Origin of the sequence: Brevibacillus reuszeri (assembly GCF_001187725.1) — a bacterium.
In the GTDB taxonomy this organism is placed as follows: Bacteria; Bacillota; Bacilli; order Brevibacillales; family Brevibacillaceae; genus Brevibacillus; species Brevibacillus reuszeri.
Genome location: NZ_LGIQ01000007.1, coordinates 154,023 through 173,105 on the forward strand (window position 1 = coordinate 154,023; position 19,083 = coordinate 173,105).

A 19,083-nucleotide genomic window follows, 5' to 3' on the forward strand; every position below is an offset into this window, starting at 1 on the left:
AGCCACCTCCCTCCTTGGCAACTACATTTGATACTCCCTTTAGTTTAGCAGAAAACAAATCGATCCATAGTTTTGCAAAGTGGAAGGCTGGCGGAACCATGTCTACAGCTGATACCTGTTTCTGCTTACTCGCTACGATTTAAAAATGAAAACAGGGCGAGCAATCTGCCCACCCTGCTCTACCTACCTATGCTCGATCAGGTCGATCGCGCCCAGAACGACGTGTGCGAGTCCAAAGCCTACGATCGTGTTCGTCACTGTCGGGCTCACTTTTTCCGTGTTCTTCAAGGCGTAACCAGTTGCTGTAACAATAGTCCCTAGTACGGCTGGAATTAATCCCTCACGAACCTCCATATTGTCACAACCTTTCTTGGACATAGCAGGTATTGTCATAGCTTTTTCCTAAACGATCATTTTATACAAAAAATCGCTAACTCAGCTAAACCAATTGACATAGAGAAAACCAGTAAATGCAAAAGTATTGGTCAAAATGTGGGCGACAGTGGTGGGAAGGATCGTTTTGAAACGATACGAATACCATGCCCATAATAGCCCCATGAACAATGCTCCGCCGACAAAGCTGAGTATTCCCCCATCCATTCCTGAATCCTTGGCCAAGGCAGGAGCCAAGTGCCACAACCCAAAGAAAAGAGTAGGGTAGAGGAAACCAAACAAGCGGCTGTGGGGAAAATAAACGGGAAAGACACCGCGCCATAATCGCTCTTCGAGAGGTGCATTGATAAGTGCAAACAAGAGCGCGAGGAGTGCGATCTTCCAGCCTGCAAGCGATATGTATGGAGCGAATACAGCAAAAAATGTAGCAATGACAGGTAAGGAAATCAGAGAGATACTCAGTATGTGTACCCAGCTTTTTGATGCAGACGTAGGGAATGTCCACAACCTGCTCTGTTTTTGCTTCAGAAAAAGAAGAGGGACCGGGATGCACCATACGAGCCAGTAAACGACATAGCCGAGCAAATATCCCCACGTGTCTCCGAAGAAATGAACAAACAATTGAAAAAAGACAATTTGCAAGACGACCAGAGTTGGGGCAAGTATGAGCAGAATTTTTTGTTCCTTTGACCAGGTATGCATAGTGAAACTCCCCATTTATATTGGATTTACCTGCTTCCGGACAAAATAAAATTGATGATTCCGACAAGCACGAAGAAACCGAGTAAACCGACGAGGCCACAGCCTACATACAAGATCAGCTTATCCGGTCCTTGGTTATTCATATGGCACGCTCCTTTGTATGAAAATAAACGGAATTCCAGAAATAAGTAATTGTTATGACCATACCACAAAATACCATTTCTGTGTAGGAAGCAGGAGAAGTAAAGAATGAGGGTGAATTGACTGAAAGTATTGACAATTATTTGCGGTGTCGATATGATAAAAAACGCGTTCATTAAATATACATATTCATGAATTCAATTGAATAAAGGAAAAAGAAAACGACAAAGTAGGTGATCGAATGACGAGGTGGGAACAGCTGGTCAAAGAGCAGCTGCCAGAAGCCATATCTGTGCTGCAAGACTATTGCAGGCAACCGAGTATCAGCGCCCAGGGAATAGGAATACTAGAAACCGTTCACATCTTAACAGAGCTGATTACCAAAGCGAATGGGAAGTATCAACTGCTCAATGATTGTGGTGGAAATCCAGTCGTCTATGCTGTTTTTGAGCCGGGACCAAATGGCGATCCAGACAAGACGATCTTGTTTTATAATCACTACGATGTACAGCCGCCAGAGCCAATCGAGGAATGGAACTATCCACCTTTTGGTGCGGAAATTCATGATGAAAAAATGTTTGCACGTGGGGTTTCGGATAACAAAGGGGACCTCATCGTTCGCTTGCAGGCCATCTCTATTCTGCAAAATAACGGGGGCTTGCCTTGCCGCGTAAAATTTCTGATCGAGGGAGAAGAAGAGATTGGTTCCCCCACATTAGAAAACGTGCTGCAAAAGCATGCAGGTTTATTCCAGGCCGACGCTTCTATTTGGGAATGGAGCCAAAAGAATAAAGGCGAAAAGATTGAGATTATTATGGGTGTAAAGGGGATGTGCTACCTGCAATTGGATTGCGAAGGCTCAGAGCTCGACATCCATTCGCAGTACGGCTCAGTACTGGACAACCCGGCATGGCGCTTGATTCAGGCGCTTTCCTCAATGCGCACCGTTGATAATCGCATCTCCGTCGAGGGCTTTTACGACCAGATCGTTCCACCTGCTGAAGAATTACGGCAATGGTCCAGAGACTATCCATTTGATGCCCAAGGAGTCAAAGAAATCTTTGGTTTGAAACGACCGCTCATCGTCGAGGAAAAAAACGCGAGGGATACCTTTTTGTTTGAACCAACGATGACGGTTTGTGGGATCGAGAGTGGCTACACGGGTCAGGGAACAAAAACGATCCTGCCAAAACGTTCACAGGCAAAGCTCGACTGCAGACTGGTGCCGGGACAAACTCCAGAGGACATCGCCAGTAAAATCCGTGCCCATCTGGATAAGCACGGGTTTGATGATATTCGGGTCAGTGTTTTAAGCAGCCTGATGCCGTTTCGTTCTGACATCCATCATCCTTTTGCAAAAACAGTGATTACAACAGCGCAGCGCGTGTACGGGGACAATCACATTGCTCTTCTACCGAATTTCGGCGGCTCAGGTCCGATGAGTTTGTTCGGGCAATATCTAGGGGAGGAAAAGCCGATTGTGTCTATCGGCTGCAGCTGGTGGGGCGATCAGATTCATGGTCCCAACGAATCGATTCGGCTAGCTGATTTTGAACAAGCGATTCGATATATGGTTGAACTGTTTATCAGCTATGAACAAGCAGAAGCTTCCCCAAGCGTTTCTTTTGAGTAGGAGTCGTTGCTTCACACAAACGAAACGGCAGACAGTGATACGGTCTGCCGTTTTTGGCGTTTTAATCTATACTTTTTCATATGGATATTTATGTAAAAAAATAGGAGGCAACCCATTCCTGGTCGTCTATAAAAACAGAATTTTTATAAAATTTGTATAAATTCATCGTTTTAAAGCGTTTAATTTATCTGAATATTTATACAAAATGCGCAATGACGCAATAGAAGAATACGAGTACTATTTTATTATAGTAGTAAAAAATCGAGATGGAGGTGGTTTTTCTCATCTACATAGCCATCATCTATCATTTTACACTCTGGCAGCCGAGTTACTCTTCCGTTTCGTAGTGTTTGTTTATACGATTGTCGCTTGAGAGAGAATCATACTTCAAAATGTGAGGAGCTTGCCGATGAAAAAAGGTGCGAAGTCTCTGGTCTCATTGTCTATCATTTTATTAATGCTGGCGGTAAGTGTATTAAGTGGCTGTGCAAAAAGCAGCGGCGGAAGCAGAATGCTGACGATTTCAGAATCAACCGATCCCGGAACTGCAGATGTACAATTAACGACTTCGGAATATACGCTGCCCTTGAACATTTACGATCGTCTGGTAGAAGCAAAAACTGTCTCACCGGGGAAATCGGAGCTGGTTCCTGGACTTGCCGAGAGCTGGGATGTATCGCCGGACGGGCTTGTTTACACCTTTCATCTCAGAAAAAATGTGAAATTCCACAATGGAGAAATCTTTAAGGCTGATGATGTTTTGTTCACGTTTGATCGGATGCTGAATCCCGCAACCAAGGCGTTGAACACCGACTTTTTGGACATGATCGCGGGTGCCAAAGAACGGATGGATGGGAAAGCAGACAGTGTCAGCGGAATCAAAGTGATCGATGACAATACGATTGAAATTACACTCGCAGAAGCATTTGCCCCGTTTGTAGCGAATCTTGCTACACCGCCAGGCTCGATTTACAACAGAAAAGCGACCACGGAAGCGGGAGATCAGTTTGGTATCGAGCCTTCCAAAACGATTGGTACGGGTCCTTTTTCTCTGAAATCGTGGACATTGAACGACACGATTGTACTGGCCTCCAACCCGGATTATTATCAGGGAGCCCCCAAGTTTGACGGCATTGAGATGAAAATCGTACCAGATGCGGAAACCAAAAGAATCATGTTTGAAACCGGCAAGCTGGACATTTTTGATTTGAGCTCATCCGCTTCCCAAATCCCACAATTTAGAGACAATGACAAGTGGAAAAACAATATTGTCAAAGGACCGATCGTCGGAACCTACTATTATTCGCTGAATGCCAACCTCAAGCCGTTCGATGATGTAAGGGTGCGAAAAGCGGTGCAAATGGCAGTGGATCGTCAGACCATTTTGGACAAGCTGTATCACGGTGAAGGCACGCTGGTAAACGGAATTTCGCCTCCAGGACTGTTAGGATACAACCCGGACTTGCCGAAAATTGAATACAATCCGGAAAAAGCAAAAGCGTTGATCGCAGAAGCAGGCTACCCGGATGGATTCGATATGGAAATTGCACAAATCTCTGACAGACCAACCGTTTTGCAAATCAATGAGACGGTTCAATCGATGCTGCAAAAGGTAGGCATACGCGTGAAGATCAAGCAAATGGACGAGTCCGCTTATTTTGCTACACGAAAAGTAGGAGAGCTTCCTGCCTATCATGCGGATTGGTCAGCTGACTACAATGATCCCGACAATTTTTTCTATACGTTCTTCTCTCAAAAAAATACAGTGGCTAGATCCTACAACTATAAAAATCTGGACGTAAACGAAAAGCTGCTCAAGGCAAGAACGATGGTCAACCAAGAAGAGAGAGTCAAAATCTATCAGGACCTGGAAAAAATCATCGCGCAAGACGACGCTGCCTGGATTCCATTGTTTGCGCTCAATAAATTATTTGTTGTACAGCCGAGAGTGAAGAACTTCCAAGTGTCTTGGAACGGATGGACATCGATGAACTACTACGGAATCGAAATCACGGAATAAATATCTGAATAGTGAATTACTTTTATCTCAAAAGAAAAATGCTCCTTGTAAAAATAACTACTGTCAACAAGTAGTTATTTTTACATCGTAGCAGGTCTGGAAAAGGAGGAGCAAGATGGGAGCCTATATTGCGAAAAGGATTCTGATTTCCATACCTGTCATATTCGGCATCGCACTCATCACGTTCATTTTGTTGAATGTGATTCCTGGTGATCCAATTGCGCTCATGATGAAAGAGCATATTAGCCCAGATGTGGTCGAACGCGTCCGTGCACAGATGCATCTGGACGATCCAGCTTATGTCCGCTTTTTTCGGTTTTTGTGGGGAGCGGTCCAAGGTGACTTCGGCGTTTCCTACAAGCTGAATCGATCCGTTTCGACCCTCTTGATGGACGCTTTCCCGAATACCTTGATGCTTGCAATCTCAGCGGCTTTTGTTTCATGGATGATCGGGATTCCAGCGGGCATTTTATCAGCGGTGAAGAAGCGCTCGTTTCTGGACAACTCGATCATGGGCTTTTCCCTGCTCGGGGTTTCCATCCCTGTATTTTGGGCAGGGCTGCTGTTTCAGTATATCTTTTCGCTGCAGCTTGGCATTTTACCAGTATCAGGCTTCAGTGGCCCTGAATATATGATCATGCCAGCTATTGTATTGGGCTGGAGTGCGGCGGGAACGATTGCGAGGTTGACGAGATCAAGCCTCCTGGAAGTCATGCGCAATGACTATATTCGAACAGCCAGAGCAAAGGGAAATTGGGAACTGAAAGTAATCATCAACCACGCATTAAAAAATTCCATGCTTCCCGTTGTCACGGTGATGGCCCTGCAGGTAGCTGGACTGTTGTCTGGAGCGGTCATCACGGAGAGTATTTTTGGTATTCCCGGCATAGGGAGAATTGCCGTGAATGCGATCCAAAATAGGGACATGCCTCTTTTGCAAGGTGCTGTTATGTTTACGACAGTCCTCGTCATTATCGGGAATCTGGTAGCTGACATTCTTTATTCCATTTTAGACCCCCGAATTAAATATGACTAAAGGAGGTGTCCGCAGATGAATGTCGTTCGAAATGTCATTACGAAGCGCGAGCTGATTGAAGCAAGTGATGAGCTGGTCAAAGAGACGTTTTGGCAGGATGTATTCAAGTCGCTGATCAAAGACAGGATGGCGATAGCAGGCGGAATCGTGATTCTACTGTTTATTCTCGTATCGATATTCGCCCCTTTGATCGCACCGCATGATCCATATGAGGTCAATCTCGATCAGCAATTTCTAAAGCCTAGCGGCGAGCATTGGCTCGGGACGGATATGTTTGGCCGTGACGTACTGTCCAGAATCATTTACGGCTCCAGAATTTCGCTATTAATCGGGATTATCCCCAGCCTGATTACAATGACGATTGGAATCGTTCTCGGGATTGTTGCAGGCTATTTTGGCAAGAAGACTGATTTTACAATCATGACGATCTCGGACATGGTGCTCTCCTTTCCTTCCTTGCTTCTCGCCATGGTGGTAATGTATACGCTCGGGGCAAGTCTGTTAAATATCTTTATAGCGCTCAGTATCGTAGGCTGGGCGGGGACGGCGCGGGTTGTGAGATCGCAGACCCTGTCTTTAAAAAACAAGGAGTTTGTAGAATCTGCGAAGGCGATCGGCGTCAAGCCGTACATCATTATGATACGCCATATTTTACCAAACTGTATTCCCCAGCTGCTCGTGCTATTTACGCTCGAAATACCAGGTGCCATTTTGTCCGAAGCAAGCCTGAGCTTTCTCGGGGTAGGTGCGCAGCCGCCAGCCTCAAGCTGGGGCCTTATGGTATCAAACGGAAAAGAGTTTTTGTTCAATGCCCCTTGGGTAGCTATTTCTCCAGGCATCGCGATCTTAATTGTCGTCCTGGCGTTTAATTTCCTGGGAGATGGTCTGCGTGATGCACTTGATCCGTACTTGAAATCATAGGGGAGATTTGGATGGGAGATAAAAATACTGTTCTCGAAATGAACAACCTCAAAACGTATTTTTACACGGATAAAGGCGTCATCCCTGCGGTGGATGATGTCAGTATCAAGGTGAAAAAAGGGCAAATCATCGGGATCGTGGGAGAATCAGGCTGTGGAAAGAGTATGACCTCGCTCTCGATTATGCAGTTGATTAGTCCGCCTGGAAAAATAGCGGATGGAGAAATTCTTTTCGAAGGTCGCAATCTCGTGGGGCTGTCCAAAGCACAGATGCGCTCGATTCGGGGCAATCAAATCTCCATGATCTTTCAAGAGCCGATGACTTCATTAAACCCGGTGTACACCGTCGGCAAGCAGGTCGCCGAAACGCTGCTTCTGCACGATAGCAGTATCAGCAAGCAGGAAGCCAAGGAAAAAGTAATCGAGATGTTCAAGCAGGTTGGGATTCCTGAGGCAGAAAAAAGATACTCAGTATTTCCGCACCAGCTATCCGGTGGACTGCGTCAGCGTGTGATGATTGCGATGGCTTTGATCTGCAAATCAAAGCTGTTGATTGCGGATGAGCCAACGACTGCTTTGGATGTGACGATTGAAGCCCAGATTTTAAAAGTGATGAAAAAGCTTCAGGAAGAGGTCGATACTTCGATCATTTTGATTACGCATAATTTGGGCATTGTCGCAGAGATGTGCGATTACGTCTATGTTATGTACGCAGGAAAAGTCATGGAGCAGGCAGATGTGTACGAGCTGTTTGACAACCCGAAGCATCCTTACACAGAAGGTCTTCTCAAATCGATTCCACGTGCGAATGTCGATCAGAACAAAGCAAAGGGATTGTACAGCATCGACGGAATGGTTCCCAATCTGCTTCATTTGCCACAAGGCTGCCGCTTTCACCCGCGCTGTGAATATGCAGATGCCACCTGCCGGGTGCTGGAGCCGGAGCTTGTCGATACGGGAAATGGGCACATGGTACGCTGTCTGAAATACAAAAACGAGAGGGGGTGACTTTTGTGGCTCGTGAACTGATGAAGGTGCGCAATTTGAAAAAGTACTTTCCAGTGGACAAAGGTCTGTTCAAAAGGAAAGCGGGCATCGTACATGCTGTGGATCATGTCAGCTTTGACATTTATGAGGGGGAGACGCTGGCTGTTGTGGGGGAGTCTGGTTGTGGGAAAAGCACGCTCGGCAGGACTCTTCTGCGCATCCTCGAAGCCACAGAAGGAGAAGCCTTCTTTGAAGGACGGGATATATTCAAATTAAACAGTCAAGAAATGCGTGAGCTGCGAAAACAGATGCAAATCATTTTTCAAGACCCATTCGCCTCTCTAAACCCCCGGATGAAAGTGACTGACATTATTGCGGAGCCATTGGTAACGCATGAATCGCTGGAGCGAAGGGAGAGAGAAGAAAGAGTAGCTGAGCTGATGGAGCTGGTCGGCTTGCGAAAAGCGTATGGTTCACGATATCCGCACATGTTCAGTGGTGGGCAAAGGCAACGAATTGGCATTGCGAGGGCACTCGCACTCCATCCCAAATTCGTGGTTTGTGATGAGCCGGTTTCCGCACTCGATGTCTCTATTCAATCGCAAATCATTAATCTGCTAAGCAAGCTGCAGGAGCAGCAAAATTTGACTTATTTATTCATTTCTCATGATTTGAACGTCGTGCGTTATTTATCTGATCGGACCTGTGTCATGTTTTTAGGCAAAATCATGGAGCTCGGTCCAACAAATGAAGTGTACAACAACCCGATGCATCCCTACACAAAGTTCTTGATTGCAGCTTCACCGATCCCAGACCCGCACTCCAGACAAAAAGAGAAGCTGATTCTGGAGGGGGATATTCCGAGTCCACTCAATCCTCCCGCTGGCTGCCGCTTCCATACGAGGTGTCCGTATGTGCAGGATAGATGCAAGAGTCAGGAGCCAGGGCTGACGCAAATAGCGGGAAGAAGCGTAGCCTGTCACTTTCCGCTGGAATAGCTGTGCTCTTGACGATTCCATAAGCTGTAAGCTATAGTGTGTGTAACCTTATCTAAGGAGAGATGTTGATGTCGGCGGTAGTTCTTAACTAAAGCAAATTCCATATAGAGGCTTCCCATAAATCATTTTTCGAAATTTTGCTAGTTTAGCAAAGTTTATTTGTAATGGTTTGTGAATGGCCTTGGGATTAGTTAAGAACAACGGATATCATACAATGCCTTAGGTATACACCTAAAATCATTGCACCCACATCCGTGCGTAAGCTTAGCACGGATTTTTTATTTGGGTGGAGTTTATTTAGGTAACCAAAAAAAGGGCGGAGAATGACATTTGTTCATTCTTCGCCCTTTTTTGTTGTACAGATTTTTAACCATTTTCCCAAAGGAGAGTTCAAGCATGAACGAAAAAGCCTTACAACGATTAGAGTACGACAATATCAAGGAAGCACTGATGGATCACGCCATTTCGTACGTCGGGAAACGGCATGTAGAACAAATGATGCCGATGACCTCAAGCAAAGTCCTGCGAAAAAAACTTGATGAAGTAGCAGAAGCCAAAGACCTGATCCAGTACGGAGCCAGTGTACCGATCCCCTCACTGGAAGGAATCGAGCAGATTGTATCGCTACTGGGAACAGGTTATGTGTTCAGTGAAAAAGACTTTTTGCATATGACGCAATTCATGACGAGTGTCACGCAATTAATGAAGTACATGGCGTCCAAAGCCGATATTGCACCGCGAGTCAGCACGTATGCCGCTTCGATGTATCCGATGAGCAAGCTGAAAGCGGAAATCGAGCAGTGTATCCGGCATGGGCGAGTGGTAGACACGGCCAGCAAAGATTTGCTGAAAACGAGAAAGCGCATCGCCGTTTTTGAAGAACGACTGAAGACCAAGCTGGATTCCTTGATGAGCAAGTACCGCACGATTTTGCAAGAAAATACGCTCAGTACACGGAATGGACGATACGTGCTGCCGATCAAGAAAGAATACCGCAGGCAAGTCAACGGTATGGTGCTGGACGAATCGGCGAGCGGTCAAACGGTCTATATGGAGCCGACAGAAGTGAATACACTACAGTTTGAGCTTACGGCGCTACGGTCGGAGGAAGAGCGTGAAGTAACCAAGGTCCTCATACAATTGTCCGCATTGGCAGAGGAGTTCACACACGAGTTTCAGATCAATGTAGAAACGGTTGGAGCCTACGACTTCCTTTTTGCCAAAGCCAAATACGCGCTGGCACTTGGGGCGAAAAATGTGCAAATCAATGAGGACGGCATCGTGGTTCTGCACGAAGCGCGACATCCACTGCTCGGTAAAAAGATGGTTCCGCTGAACTTCCAAATCGGACGAAAATACAAGTCGTTAGTCATTACCGGTCCAAACACAGGCGGGAAAACACTCACGCTGAAAACCGTTGGCTTGCTAACTGTCATGGTGCAATCCGGGCTGCTCGTTCCTGTTCAGGAAGGCAGTACATTTTCCATCTTTTCCAATCTTGCAGTCGATATCGGTGATGGTCAAAGCATCGAGCACGCTCTCAGCACCTTCTCGGCACATATTCACAACGTCATTGAGATCTTGAAGATCACGAATGATTCCACTCTCGTACTGATCGATGAAATGGCTTCGGGGACAGATCCAGGTGAAGGCGTAGGCTTGTCGATTGCGATATTGGAGGAGCTGCAAAAAAGAGGGGCGACAGTTATCGCCACTACCCACTTTAACGAAATCAAAAATTTTGCCTCGGTTACACCAGGCTTTCAGAATGCTCGGATGGAATTTGATGCTGATACGTTGCAGCCTCTGTATCGGTTGAAAATCGGAGAGGCAGGTCAGAGCTACGCATTTTTAATCGCATTGAAATTGGGAATTCCAGCTGAAATGATCAGCCGCTCACGTGAGATTACGGCAAACGGCTTTTCCTCAGGCGCCCAGTCAACGAAGATGGAGGGAAGCGAAGAGGATGACGCGCTTGACGGATTTGAGCCGATTATCCAACAGCATGATGTACCGAAAGGAGATGACTTGCTTGCGGCGGTCAAGTCATCTGATCCTGAAAAAACCGATTCCGGTATGGAAAATCCAGCTGCCAACGATACGAAGGCAGAGCAAACCGACGAAGCACTAGAAGCCAGCCCGCCACTCAAAAAGGTTTTTGAGGTAGGCGATTGCGTGTACGTGTCTTATTTGGGCAGGACGGGGATTGTGTGTGCAGCTGAGGATTCAAAAGGCAATGTCGGCGTCATGATACAAAACCAGAAATACAAGATCAACAAGAAACGAATCGTTTTGCACATCGAGAAAAAAGAGCTTTATCCAAACGATTATGATATGGACATCGTGTTTGAGACAAAGGAAAACCGCAAAAAGCGGAAAATGATGAACCGAAAATACGTGGAGGGACTTTCGATCGAAACAAAACGGGAGGACTGGCAATAGGGTAAAAATTTTTATAAGGGGAGGGAGAAAATTTTCCCCCTCTTTTTTTCATGGAACGAAAATGAACGGAAAAATAATTCAGACAAATCTTAAAAGAGAGGCAATTTCCGAATTCGCGATAAAACATTCAATGGTAGCGAAGCTCTTGTTAATCAAGTCTTTCTGCCAGCGGAATGGCAAGATTTTATACAGGCTCCATCATTCCCAAAAGCGTTGGCACCAAACATGCAAGAAATACGCGTTACAAATTTATTGCCAGCTTTGAAAGAGGGGAATGATGGTTCAGCAAAGATGAAAACGGTTACGAACAGGTACTGTGCACAGAAGTAAGAACAAGCCATTTTCAAAAAGGAGGAAGCAGTTATGTTTCAATCATCGACATTACAAGCAGCAGTGGAAAGCGTAAAAGAGGAGGTTATTCAATGGAGACGCTATCTCCATGAAAACCCGGAGCTGTCCTTTGAAGAAGAAAATACATCGCAATTTGTTTATGACACGCTGTGCTCTTTTGGCAATCTGGAGGTCAGCCGTCCTACCAAATATAGTGTGATGGCCCGCTTGATTGGCCCACAGCCAGGAAAAACGTTTGGCATTCGCGCAGATATGGATGCGTTGCCGATCCAGGAAGAAAATACGTTTGATTTTGTTTCTAAAACCCCTGGTGTCATGCACGCTATTCTCATGGCAGAAAAAAATTCCAAATAGCGAACTGGTTGTTTTTGAAGAAAGCTACCACTATTTGTTCATCGATGAACCGCAAAAATTTATCGCTGAAATTTCTGCCTTTGTTCAAAGAACGTTTGGGGCGTAACTGACCCCATGGCATGACCGGAGAAAGCAAAGAAAATGAATGTATCTTCTAAATCAGCTGCCATTCGAAGCCCTCTTGAGAAGTAAAAAGAGAACGGGAAGGAGCGGATGTAGAAGATACTTTTTTAATCACATTTTTCCTTTTTGCCACGGTCCAACGCTGTGCGGAAGCTGCTGCCACATCCACAGGTCACTCTGGCGTTCGGATTTTGAATCGTAAAGCCACCCATCATTCCTGTTTCGATGAAGTCAATTTCAACACCATCGAGATAGGGATAGCTTTCTGCATCGACCACCAGTTTTACGCCATTTGCCTCGATAGTCGTATCGCCTTCCTGTTCGTTATGATCAAAGCCGAGTCCGTAGGTCAAGCCGGAGCAGCCACCATACTTGACGCCAAAGCGGATGAAGCGCTGATCAGAATTGTCTTCCTCGGCAAGCATTATCTTCATTCTGGCTACAGCGGTTTCTGTAATTTGAATCATGAGAAGTGCCCTCCTGTCATTTCTTATTTATTTTTCTCCCACCACGATAATTTCGGGGACGAGCTGGATATGAAACTGACTGCTCACCTGCTCTTGGATGTGCGAGATTAGGGCAAGAACATCAGCAGCGCTGGCTTGACCTGTGTTGATGATAAAGTTTGCGTGCTTGCTTGACACCTCAGCCTCGCCAAAGCGCTTGCCCTTAAGCCCGGCTTCCTCAATCAGCTTGGCTGCGTATCCATTCGGTGGGTTACGAAACACACTGCCCGCACAATCGAAAGGCAAGGGCTGGGTTTTTAGACGGGTTTCTTTATTCTGAGTCAGTCGTCTCTTAATGGTGTCGCTGTCCTGAGCGACAAGCTGAAAGCTCGCTTCTGTGATGACGGCGGTTCGCTGCTTTTGCAAAGAGGAATGTCTGTATGCAAATTGAAGCTCGTCGGCAAACATGGTGCGCACCTCACCCGAGTCCAGGATCACTTCAGCCGATTGGAAAATACGGGAGATGTCGGACCCGTTCGCCCCGGCATTCATATAGACAGCGCCACCAACCGTCCCTGGTATTCCGCCTGCAAACTCGAAACCGCTAAGTCCGTGCTTGCCGGCGAGTACAGCCAGCTTGATCAGGGAAAAAGCCGCCCCTGCCCGAATGATGTTCCCTTCGAAATGAGCATAATCCAATGCCTCGTGCAATTTAATGATGGCACCTCGATAGCCTTTATCCGTGACCAAAAGATTGGAGCCTTTTCCGAGCACCATCCAGGGAATACGCAGGTCAGTCAATGTCTGAATGACTTCGATCAACCCCGATTTTGTTTTAGGGGTTATCACATAATCCGCCGGGCCACCGATTTTCCAGGTTGTGTGACGGGCCAAAGGTTCATTGCGCATGATTTGCGTTTCAAGCTCGCGAAAGGATAGCTCAAACGACATAAACACACCTGCCTTCAGGAAAATGATTCCTCGACAATTCATTAACAGTATAATACAATAAATAATACATATTCAATAAAAAAGTTTAGTAATAAGTGTTGGCTGTGACAAACACCGTTTTTATGCAGGAGAGAGGCAAGATTTTGCGTATCTGAATCCTTGAAGGACATTTCCGCGAACCCAAATATGGGTCTGGTTACCGGAAGCGGATGTCAGACTTAATAAGCATGGGGGAGGGATGACTGCCATAAAGGTCGAGGTTCTGTGGCAGTCGATGAATGAGTATGAATAAGCGACTATCGACGCGTGACTATATTCTTTTATTGCTGAAAACAAACGGGCAGATGGGCACAAAAGAAATTCAAAACAGGCTGGGATTAACGAAAGTAGCAGTAAGCAGACAGATGATTCATTTGGAAAAGGATGGATTCGTTCAATATACGCTTGGACGTCATCAGCTCGGCAGACCGATGCATTACTATTCCTTGACTCCGCTTGGGCAGGAGCAGTTTCCGAGTGATTATGGGCAATTAGCTGTAGAGTTGCTTGATCATATGGCAGTAGAAGAAGGGGAAGACAGGCTTGACGCTTTTTTCAAAAGACAGCAAGCCCGATTTATTGAGAAATACGCGGACAGAATGCGAGGCAAAAATCTTGCCGAGAGAGTGGAAGAGCTCGCAGGTATACAGGATGTCCATGGTTTTATGACTAAGTGGGAACAGCAAGACGAGGGCGCCTTTGCGATGATTCAGCATAACTGCCCTTATTTTAAAATTGCTAATCGCTATGAAGCGATTTGCGAAAGAGAGCTTAGCTCCTATCAAGCCCTTCTGGAGGCAGCGGTGGAGCGGCCAGAGTGTGTGGCGAAAGGAGCGGGACGTTGCGTCTACCTGATCCGTGAGAGGGAACAAAGAATCATCTCAGACAGCGCCATGTAGTTTTCTTCTGTATATAGTAGGAAGTTATTTCTCCGTTATTCCCGATAAAAGCCCCGGTATTTTTTCTCGACCCATTTTTACGATAAATGAATCCAATTCCTTGGCCTTTGGAGCGGTTGATAGGTATGTCACTTGATCAGCCACGAGGGTGCTACTGTAGCGCATGACTTGGGAATCATCGTAGAGATCCATATAGTACAAGAAGCCGACCGGTGCAGGCGTAGATGATTGTTGCAGTCGCAGCTCTTTTAATGTTGAAACAATGCCGTAAATGGTGGCGGAGTCTTCAATTGTCACTTGATTATCGTCACTATACCGTAACGCAATTTTGGTTATTCCGGAAAAATCGGTGTGAAGGTAATCCTGCAAGGAAAGCTCATCTGGCTGCGTGGAATATTTCAGCCAAGTAAAAACCAACAGGATTACGAGAACTCCTGCTACTGCGAGCATGACCCAATTTTTCAAAGGGAAAGCCTCCTTTGACTGGTGTTCGTATATTGAGACGGGAATAAGCAGAGTTTGTTTCCTGAAGCTGGATTCGATCATCTATTCGGGAGGATTCGCTGAATTACGAAAAACAATAAAGGGATGTGCTCTCAAAAGTGAGAACCGTGGGACGACTGATGGGAAAAGGCTTATAATAAAAGAGAAGAAGCAAACACTAATACGGACTCCTTACATTGGTACCGTAAGCAAAGAAAGAAAAATACATAAACGAGGAGTTGCCATGACGGATAATCAAACGAGAATAGAGCCAGGATGGAACTTTGACAATAGTTATTCACGTTTGCCGACCTCTCTTTTTACCAAGATCAACCTAAATCCCCAAGGCTCACCAGAGATCGTCATCCTAAATAAACCGTTGGCAACCAGCTTGGGGCTAAATAGCCAAGGGCTGGAATATGCTGCAGAAGTGTTTGCGGGAAATGAGACACCAGAAGGAGCTTTTCCACTTGCACAAGCTTATGCAGGTCATCAATTCGGGCATTTTACGATGCTTGGAGACGGGCGCGCTTTACTGCTTGGTGAGCAGATTACCCCGGCTGACGAACGCTTTGATATTCAGCTGAAAGGCTCTGGTCGAACCCCCTATTCGCGTAGAGGAGATGGACGGGCGGCACTTGGACCGATGCTGCGTGAATACATCATCAGCGAAGCGATGTATGGGCTTGGAATTCCGACAACACGAAGTCTGGCGGTGGTGACCACCGGTGAGCCGATCTATCGGGAGACAGTGCAACCAGGTGCCGTATTGACACGTGTGGCTGCCAGTCATATCCGTGTTGGTACCTTCCAATATGCCGCAGCATGGTGCTCAGAGCAGGAACTGCGAGCTTTGGCTGACTACACGCTGGAAAGACATTTTCCAGAAGGAATGACGGAGGAAAACCGTTATCTATTCCTGTTGAAAGAGGTCATTAAGCGGCAGGCTTCGCTGATTGCCAAATGGCAGCTGGTCGGGTTTATTCACGGTGTCATGAATACAGACAACATGGCGATTAGCGGGGAAACCATCGATTATGGTCCGTGTGCGTTCATGGATGTCTACGATCCGGAAACAGTTTTCAGCTCGATCGATGCCCAAGGCCGTTATGCGTATGGCAATCAGCCGTACATTGCTGTGTGGAACCTTGCACGCTTTGCAGAAACTTTGCTGCCTTTACTCGACCCGAATGAAGAAAAGGCTCTTAAGCTCGGTGAGGATGCTCTGGCAAAATTCGCAGAGCTGTACCGCGACAACTGGTTGGCAGGTATGAGAGCGAAGCTTGGTATCTTCAACGAGGAGCAAGAGGATGAATCCCTGATCGAAGGTTTGCTTGCGATCATGCAAAAAGAACGCGCAGATTTTACAAATGCTTTCCGTGCACTCACTTTGGAAAAGCCGGAGGATACAGGTTTATCTGGCACAGAGGAATTTACGCAGTGGCTTAAGCAGTGGCAAGCAAGACTTGGTAGACAAGAAGAATCCAAAGCCTCCTCCCTACAGCTCATGCGCAGCAGCAATCCCGCGGTCATTCCGCGAAATCATCGGGTAGAAGAGGCTTTGGAAGCGGCAGTGCAAAAAGGAGATTACAGTGTAATGGAGCAGCTTCTTGTTGTGCTTGCCGATCCGTACGCATACACCCCGGAGCAGGTGGAATACACCGCATTGCCAGCATGCTCGAATCGTCCTTATCAAACGTATTGTGGCACTTGATAGATCTATAAGTGAGAGAAAAAGACTTTCCGCAGAAGAAAGTCTTTTTTCCGTGATAAGGGAATTGCGCTGGCAGTCTTCACTAGTGCAAAAAAAAATCCCTTAGGATTTTTCCCAAGGGATTTCAAACTGGGTGAAAACTCAATGCAGGCTTTCGATTAATCATCGTAGAGAATCGGCATCTACCGCATGAATAATCGTGCCAGCTGTCTTCCTTCCTTGACTGTCCATCAATTGGATACGTATTTCAGTTCCTACTTCAACAGCCTTATCAAAACTCTCATAATCAGATGGGGTTACACCGTCTGATTTCACAAAGAAAAAGTCATCAGAAGTTAGATCTAGGAGTTGTAATCCATAGTCCCCAGTTAAAAGTGTAATAAAATGATTATTTAAAACGGAGCCTACTGTTTCGCCCCCAGCAGTTACAAGCACCGTATCTCCAACAGAGACACCTGTCTCAACCCAAAGTTGACCAGTCCGTACGAAGAGCCAATCTCCAGCACCTGGATCTTCTGCAACAATAAGACCATTTGTAGCTACATCGATCAGACTAACGCTATTCTCGTCTTATCCCTAAATCTCTCAAGGGATTTATAACGAGCCTACACCGTGCAGGCGACTTTCATCGCACACGGCGTGCTATCAACAAATAAAAAGGTTCTCCTTCCATAAGAAATTTACAATGGGCTTGTTCATCGTATCAAAAGACAATCAACAGATAATAAACAAGGAGCTACTTTATGAAAGTGACTGCTTGGAAAGGGTGATTGCGAAAGTCGTTTCTAAAATAATGGAAATATCCTAAAATAAAAAGAGGCAGTATAAATGACGGGTCTTTCCCCGGATTTCATAGGTGTTATCCTGAGATTGATTGGTTTTTCAGCGTGAAATCGTCGATCAGTATGCGTGCGTTCTGCAAGAAGCGATCAAGAGCGCCTTTCACATCCTGCATAAGGCCTTGAAAAAACTCACGAACAAAGGGGAGAAATCAAATGACAATAACCATGGATTCTAAAGAGTTCATCAATCGCCGTCAAAAACTCACGGAAAAAATGCCAGATCACAGTGTACTTGTGCTATTTTCGGGGGTTGTGAAGACACGCAGCAATGACGATAAATATCCATTTTCACCGAACCGCAACTTCTATTATCTAACCGGCATTGCGCGCAGTAACCTCATTCTCATGATCACAAAACGAGCTGGCATCGTGACGGAAACGTTATTTCTGCAGCGGCCAAATGAACTGGAAGCGAAATGGACAGGAGCTGTCTTATCAAATCAAGAGGCTAGAGAACAGTCTGGTATCGAACACTTCGACTATCTCGATGAGTGGCACCAAGCATTTGGAACCTTTATGAGGCGCTGTGAAGGGAAGGGCATGCTCCATCTTGACTTGAATCGTTATCAGTGGAGTGATGAGCTGACTCCTGCAGAGGCTTTTGCCCAAGACGCGCAAAAGAGATATCGAACCCTGCAAATTCATGATGCGGGCCCAATGCTGAAAGAACTGCGTATGGTGAAGAGTCCGGCAGAGATTGAAGAAATCAGACATGCGATTGCGATCACGGATGAAGCAATCCGGCGCATGTGGTCACATGCACATCCTGGAATGATGGAATACGAGCTGGAGGCCTATTATGATTTCACGTTAAAGTCGCATGGTGTTCGCGAGCTTCCTTATTTACCGATTATTGCTAGCGGTATCAATGCTACTGTTTTGCACTATGAAGAGAATAATCAGCGTGCGGAAAACGGTGACTTGGTCCTCCTCGACCTCGGTGCAGCATCGAACTACTATGCGGCAGATATTTCGCGTACATTTCCTGTGAATGGTCGCTTTACAGAACGTCAGAAAGAAATCTATCAGCTCGTGCTCGAAGCAGAAATCAAAACCATTGAAGCAGTGAAGCCTGGTGTCACTCTTCAAGAACTAAATGAGGTCACGAAGCAAGTCCTGACAGATGGCCTGCTCCGTCTGGGTCTCATCCAAGAAAGCAGTGAGCTGTCCAAATACTACTATCATTCCGTTTCTCATCACCTTGGACTGGATACGCACGATGTCTCGGACTATACTGCTGCCATGCAACCTGGTATGGTAATCACGATTGAACCTGGACTGTACATCGAGGAAGAAGCAATTGGCATTCGGATCGAAGATGATGTGCTAGTAACAGCAGATGGCTGTGAGGTGCTCTCATCGCAAATCCCGAAGAACATCGAAGAAGTAGAATTGCTGATCGGGAAAAAAGAATAACGCTTTCGAGAGAATGGATTCATCCATGACGGTTACCAGCTATGATTCCGAACTCTCTTAGTTTTCAATATAAGGTGATTCTAGCAATTCTAAGAATCTGTACAGTTGCGGGTATGGAATGGGATTCGGATGTAGCTTCGTCTTAAAAAGTATCACTTCTAAAATTTGCATGAAGTCTACGATAAAACGAACG

General features: G+C 46.0%; 16 protein-coding genes and 1 pseudogene. 11 read left to right on the forward strand and 6 right to left on the reverse strand.

Annotated features, from left to right (window positions below; all coding sequences use genetic code 11):
- Positions 1-183 precede the first annotated feature (183 nt).
- Both ADS79_RS10445 and ADS79_RS10450 read right to left on the reverse strand, forming a co-directional pair.
- A complete protein-coding gene (locus ADS79_RS10445) occupies positions 184-354 on the reverse strand; it encodes a hypothetical protein (RefSeq protein WP_049739047.1) in 171 nt (56 codons plus the stop codon).
- A gap of 81 nt (positions 355-435) precedes the next feature.
- Positions 436-1,095, reverse strand: a complete 660-nt coding sequence (locus tag ADS79_RS10450; RefSeq protein ID WP_049738360.1) for a CPBP family glutamic-type intramembrane protease — start codon at positions 1,093-1,095, stop codon at positions 436-438.
- 382 nt (positions 1,096-1,477) lie between these two features.
- Here ADS79_RS10450 and ADS79_RS10455 point away from each other — a divergent pair, with 382 nt between their 5' ends.
- From ADS79_RS10455 to ADS79_RS10490, 8 genes and pseudogenes are all read left to right on the forward strand, one after another.
- A complete protein-coding gene (locus ADS79_RS10455; protein ID WP_049738361.1) occupies positions 1,478-2,869 on the forward strand; it encodes a M20/M25/M40 family metallo-hydrolase in 1,392 nt (463 codons plus the stop codon).
- A 409-nt stretch (positions 2,870-3,278) separates the two neighbouring features.
- Positions 3,279-4,889 carry an ABC transporter substrate-binding protein gene (locus tag ADS79_RS10460; RefSeq protein WP_049738362.1) on the forward strand — a complete coding sequence of 537 codons (1,611 nt, stop codon included), beginning with the start codon at positions 3,279-3,281 and terminating at the stop codon, positions 4,887-4,889.
- 115 nt (positions 4,890-5,004) lie between these two features.
- Complete coding sequence (locus ADS79_RS10465) at positions 5,005-5,925, forward strand: ABC transporter permease (RefSeq protein WP_049738363.1); 921 nt, start codon at positions 5,005-5,007, stop codon at positions 5,923-5,925.
- 15 nt (positions 5,926-5,940) lie between these two features.
- Entirely contained in the window at positions 5,941-6,846 is a 906-nt protein-coding gene (locus ADS79_RS10470) for an ABC transporter permease (protein WP_049738364.1), read from the forward strand.
- A gap of 11 nt (positions 6,847-6,857) precedes the next feature.
- The gene (locus ADS79_RS10475; RefSeq protein WP_049738365.1) at positions 6,858-7,853 is read left to right on the forward strand and encodes an ABC transporter ATP-binding protein; all 996 of its coding nucleotides are present in this window, start codon (positions 6,858-6,860) and stop codon (positions 7,851-7,853) included.
- A 20-nt stretch (positions 7,854-7,873) separates the two neighbouring features.
- Positions 7,874-8,830 carry an ABC transporter ATP-binding protein gene (locus ADS79_RS10480; protein WP_049739048.1) on the forward strand — a complete coding sequence of 319 codons (957 nt, stop codon included), beginning with the start codon at positions 7,874-7,876 and terminating at the stop codon, positions 8,828-8,830.
- A 396-nt stretch (positions 8,831-9,226) separates the two neighbouring features.
- Entirely contained in the window at positions 9,227-11,272 is a 2,046-nt protein-coding gene (locus tag ADS79_RS10485; protein WP_049738366.1) for an endonuclease MutS2, read from the forward strand.
- Between the two features lie 363 nt (positions 11,273-11,635).
- Positions 11,636-11,947, forward strand: a pseudogene (locus tag ADS79_RS10490) (amidohydrolase); the annotation flags it as partial.
- 260 nt (positions 11,948-12,207) lie between these two features.
- Here the strand turns inward: ADS79_RS10490 and ADS79_RS10495 are convergent.
- Together ADS79_RS10495 and murB are read right to left on the reverse strand one after the other, a co-directional pair.
- Positions 12,208-12,567, reverse strand: a complete 360-nt coding sequence (locus ADS79_RS10495; protein ID WP_049738368.1) for a HesB/IscA family protein — start codon at positions 12,565-12,567, stop codon at positions 12,208-12,210.
- A 27-nt stretch (positions 12,568-12,594) separates the two neighbouring features.
- Positions 12,595-13,497, reverse strand: coding sequence for a UDP-N-acetylmuramate dehydrogenase (gene murB / locus ADS79_RS10500; protein ID WP_049738369.1), 903 nt, complete (start codon positions 13,495-13,497; stop codon positions 12,595-12,597).
- Between the two features lie 278 nt (positions 13,498-13,775).
- Between murB and ADS79_RS10505 the strand changes: the two genes are divergently transcribed.
- A complete protein-coding gene (locus ADS79_RS10505; RefSeq protein ID WP_049738370.1) occupies positions 13,776-14,435 on the forward strand; it encodes a helix-turn-helix transcriptional regulator in 660 nt (219 codons plus the stop codon).
- A 24-nt stretch (positions 14,436-14,459) separates the two neighbouring features.
- On the opposite strand, the gene ADS79_RS10510 is transcribed toward ADS79_RS10505, so the two are convergent.
- A complete protein-coding gene (locus tag ADS79_RS10510) occupies positions 14,460-14,900 on the reverse strand; it encodes a hypothetical protein (protein ID WP_049738371.1) in 441 nt (146 codons plus the stop codon).
- 262 nt (positions 14,901-15,162) lie between these two features.
- Here ADS79_RS10510 and ADS79_RS10515 point away from each other — a divergent pair, with 262 nt between their 5' ends.
- On the forward strand, positions 15,163-16,632 hold the full coding sequence (locus ADS79_RS10515; protein WP_049738372.1) for a protein adenylyltransferase SelO: 1,470 nt from the start codon (positions 15,163-15,165) through the stop codon (positions 16,630-16,632).
- Between the two features lie 162 nt (positions 16,633-16,794).
- Here the strand turns inward: ADS79_RS10515 and ADS79_RS10520 are convergent, their stop codons facing one another.
- Entirely contained in the window at positions 16,795-17,067 is a 273-nt protein-coding gene (locus ADS79_RS10520; protein WP_049738373.1) for a hypothetical protein, read from the reverse strand.
- 572 nt (positions 17,068-17,639) lie between these two features.
- Here ADS79_RS10520 and ADS79_RS10525 point away from each other — a divergent pair.
- Positions 17,640-18,890, forward strand: a complete 1,251-nt coding sequence (locus ADS79_RS10525; protein ID WP_409362440.1) for an aminopeptidase P family protein — start codon at positions 17,640-17,642, stop codon at positions 18,888-18,890.
- Positions 18,891-19,083: the final 193 nt, after the last annotated feature.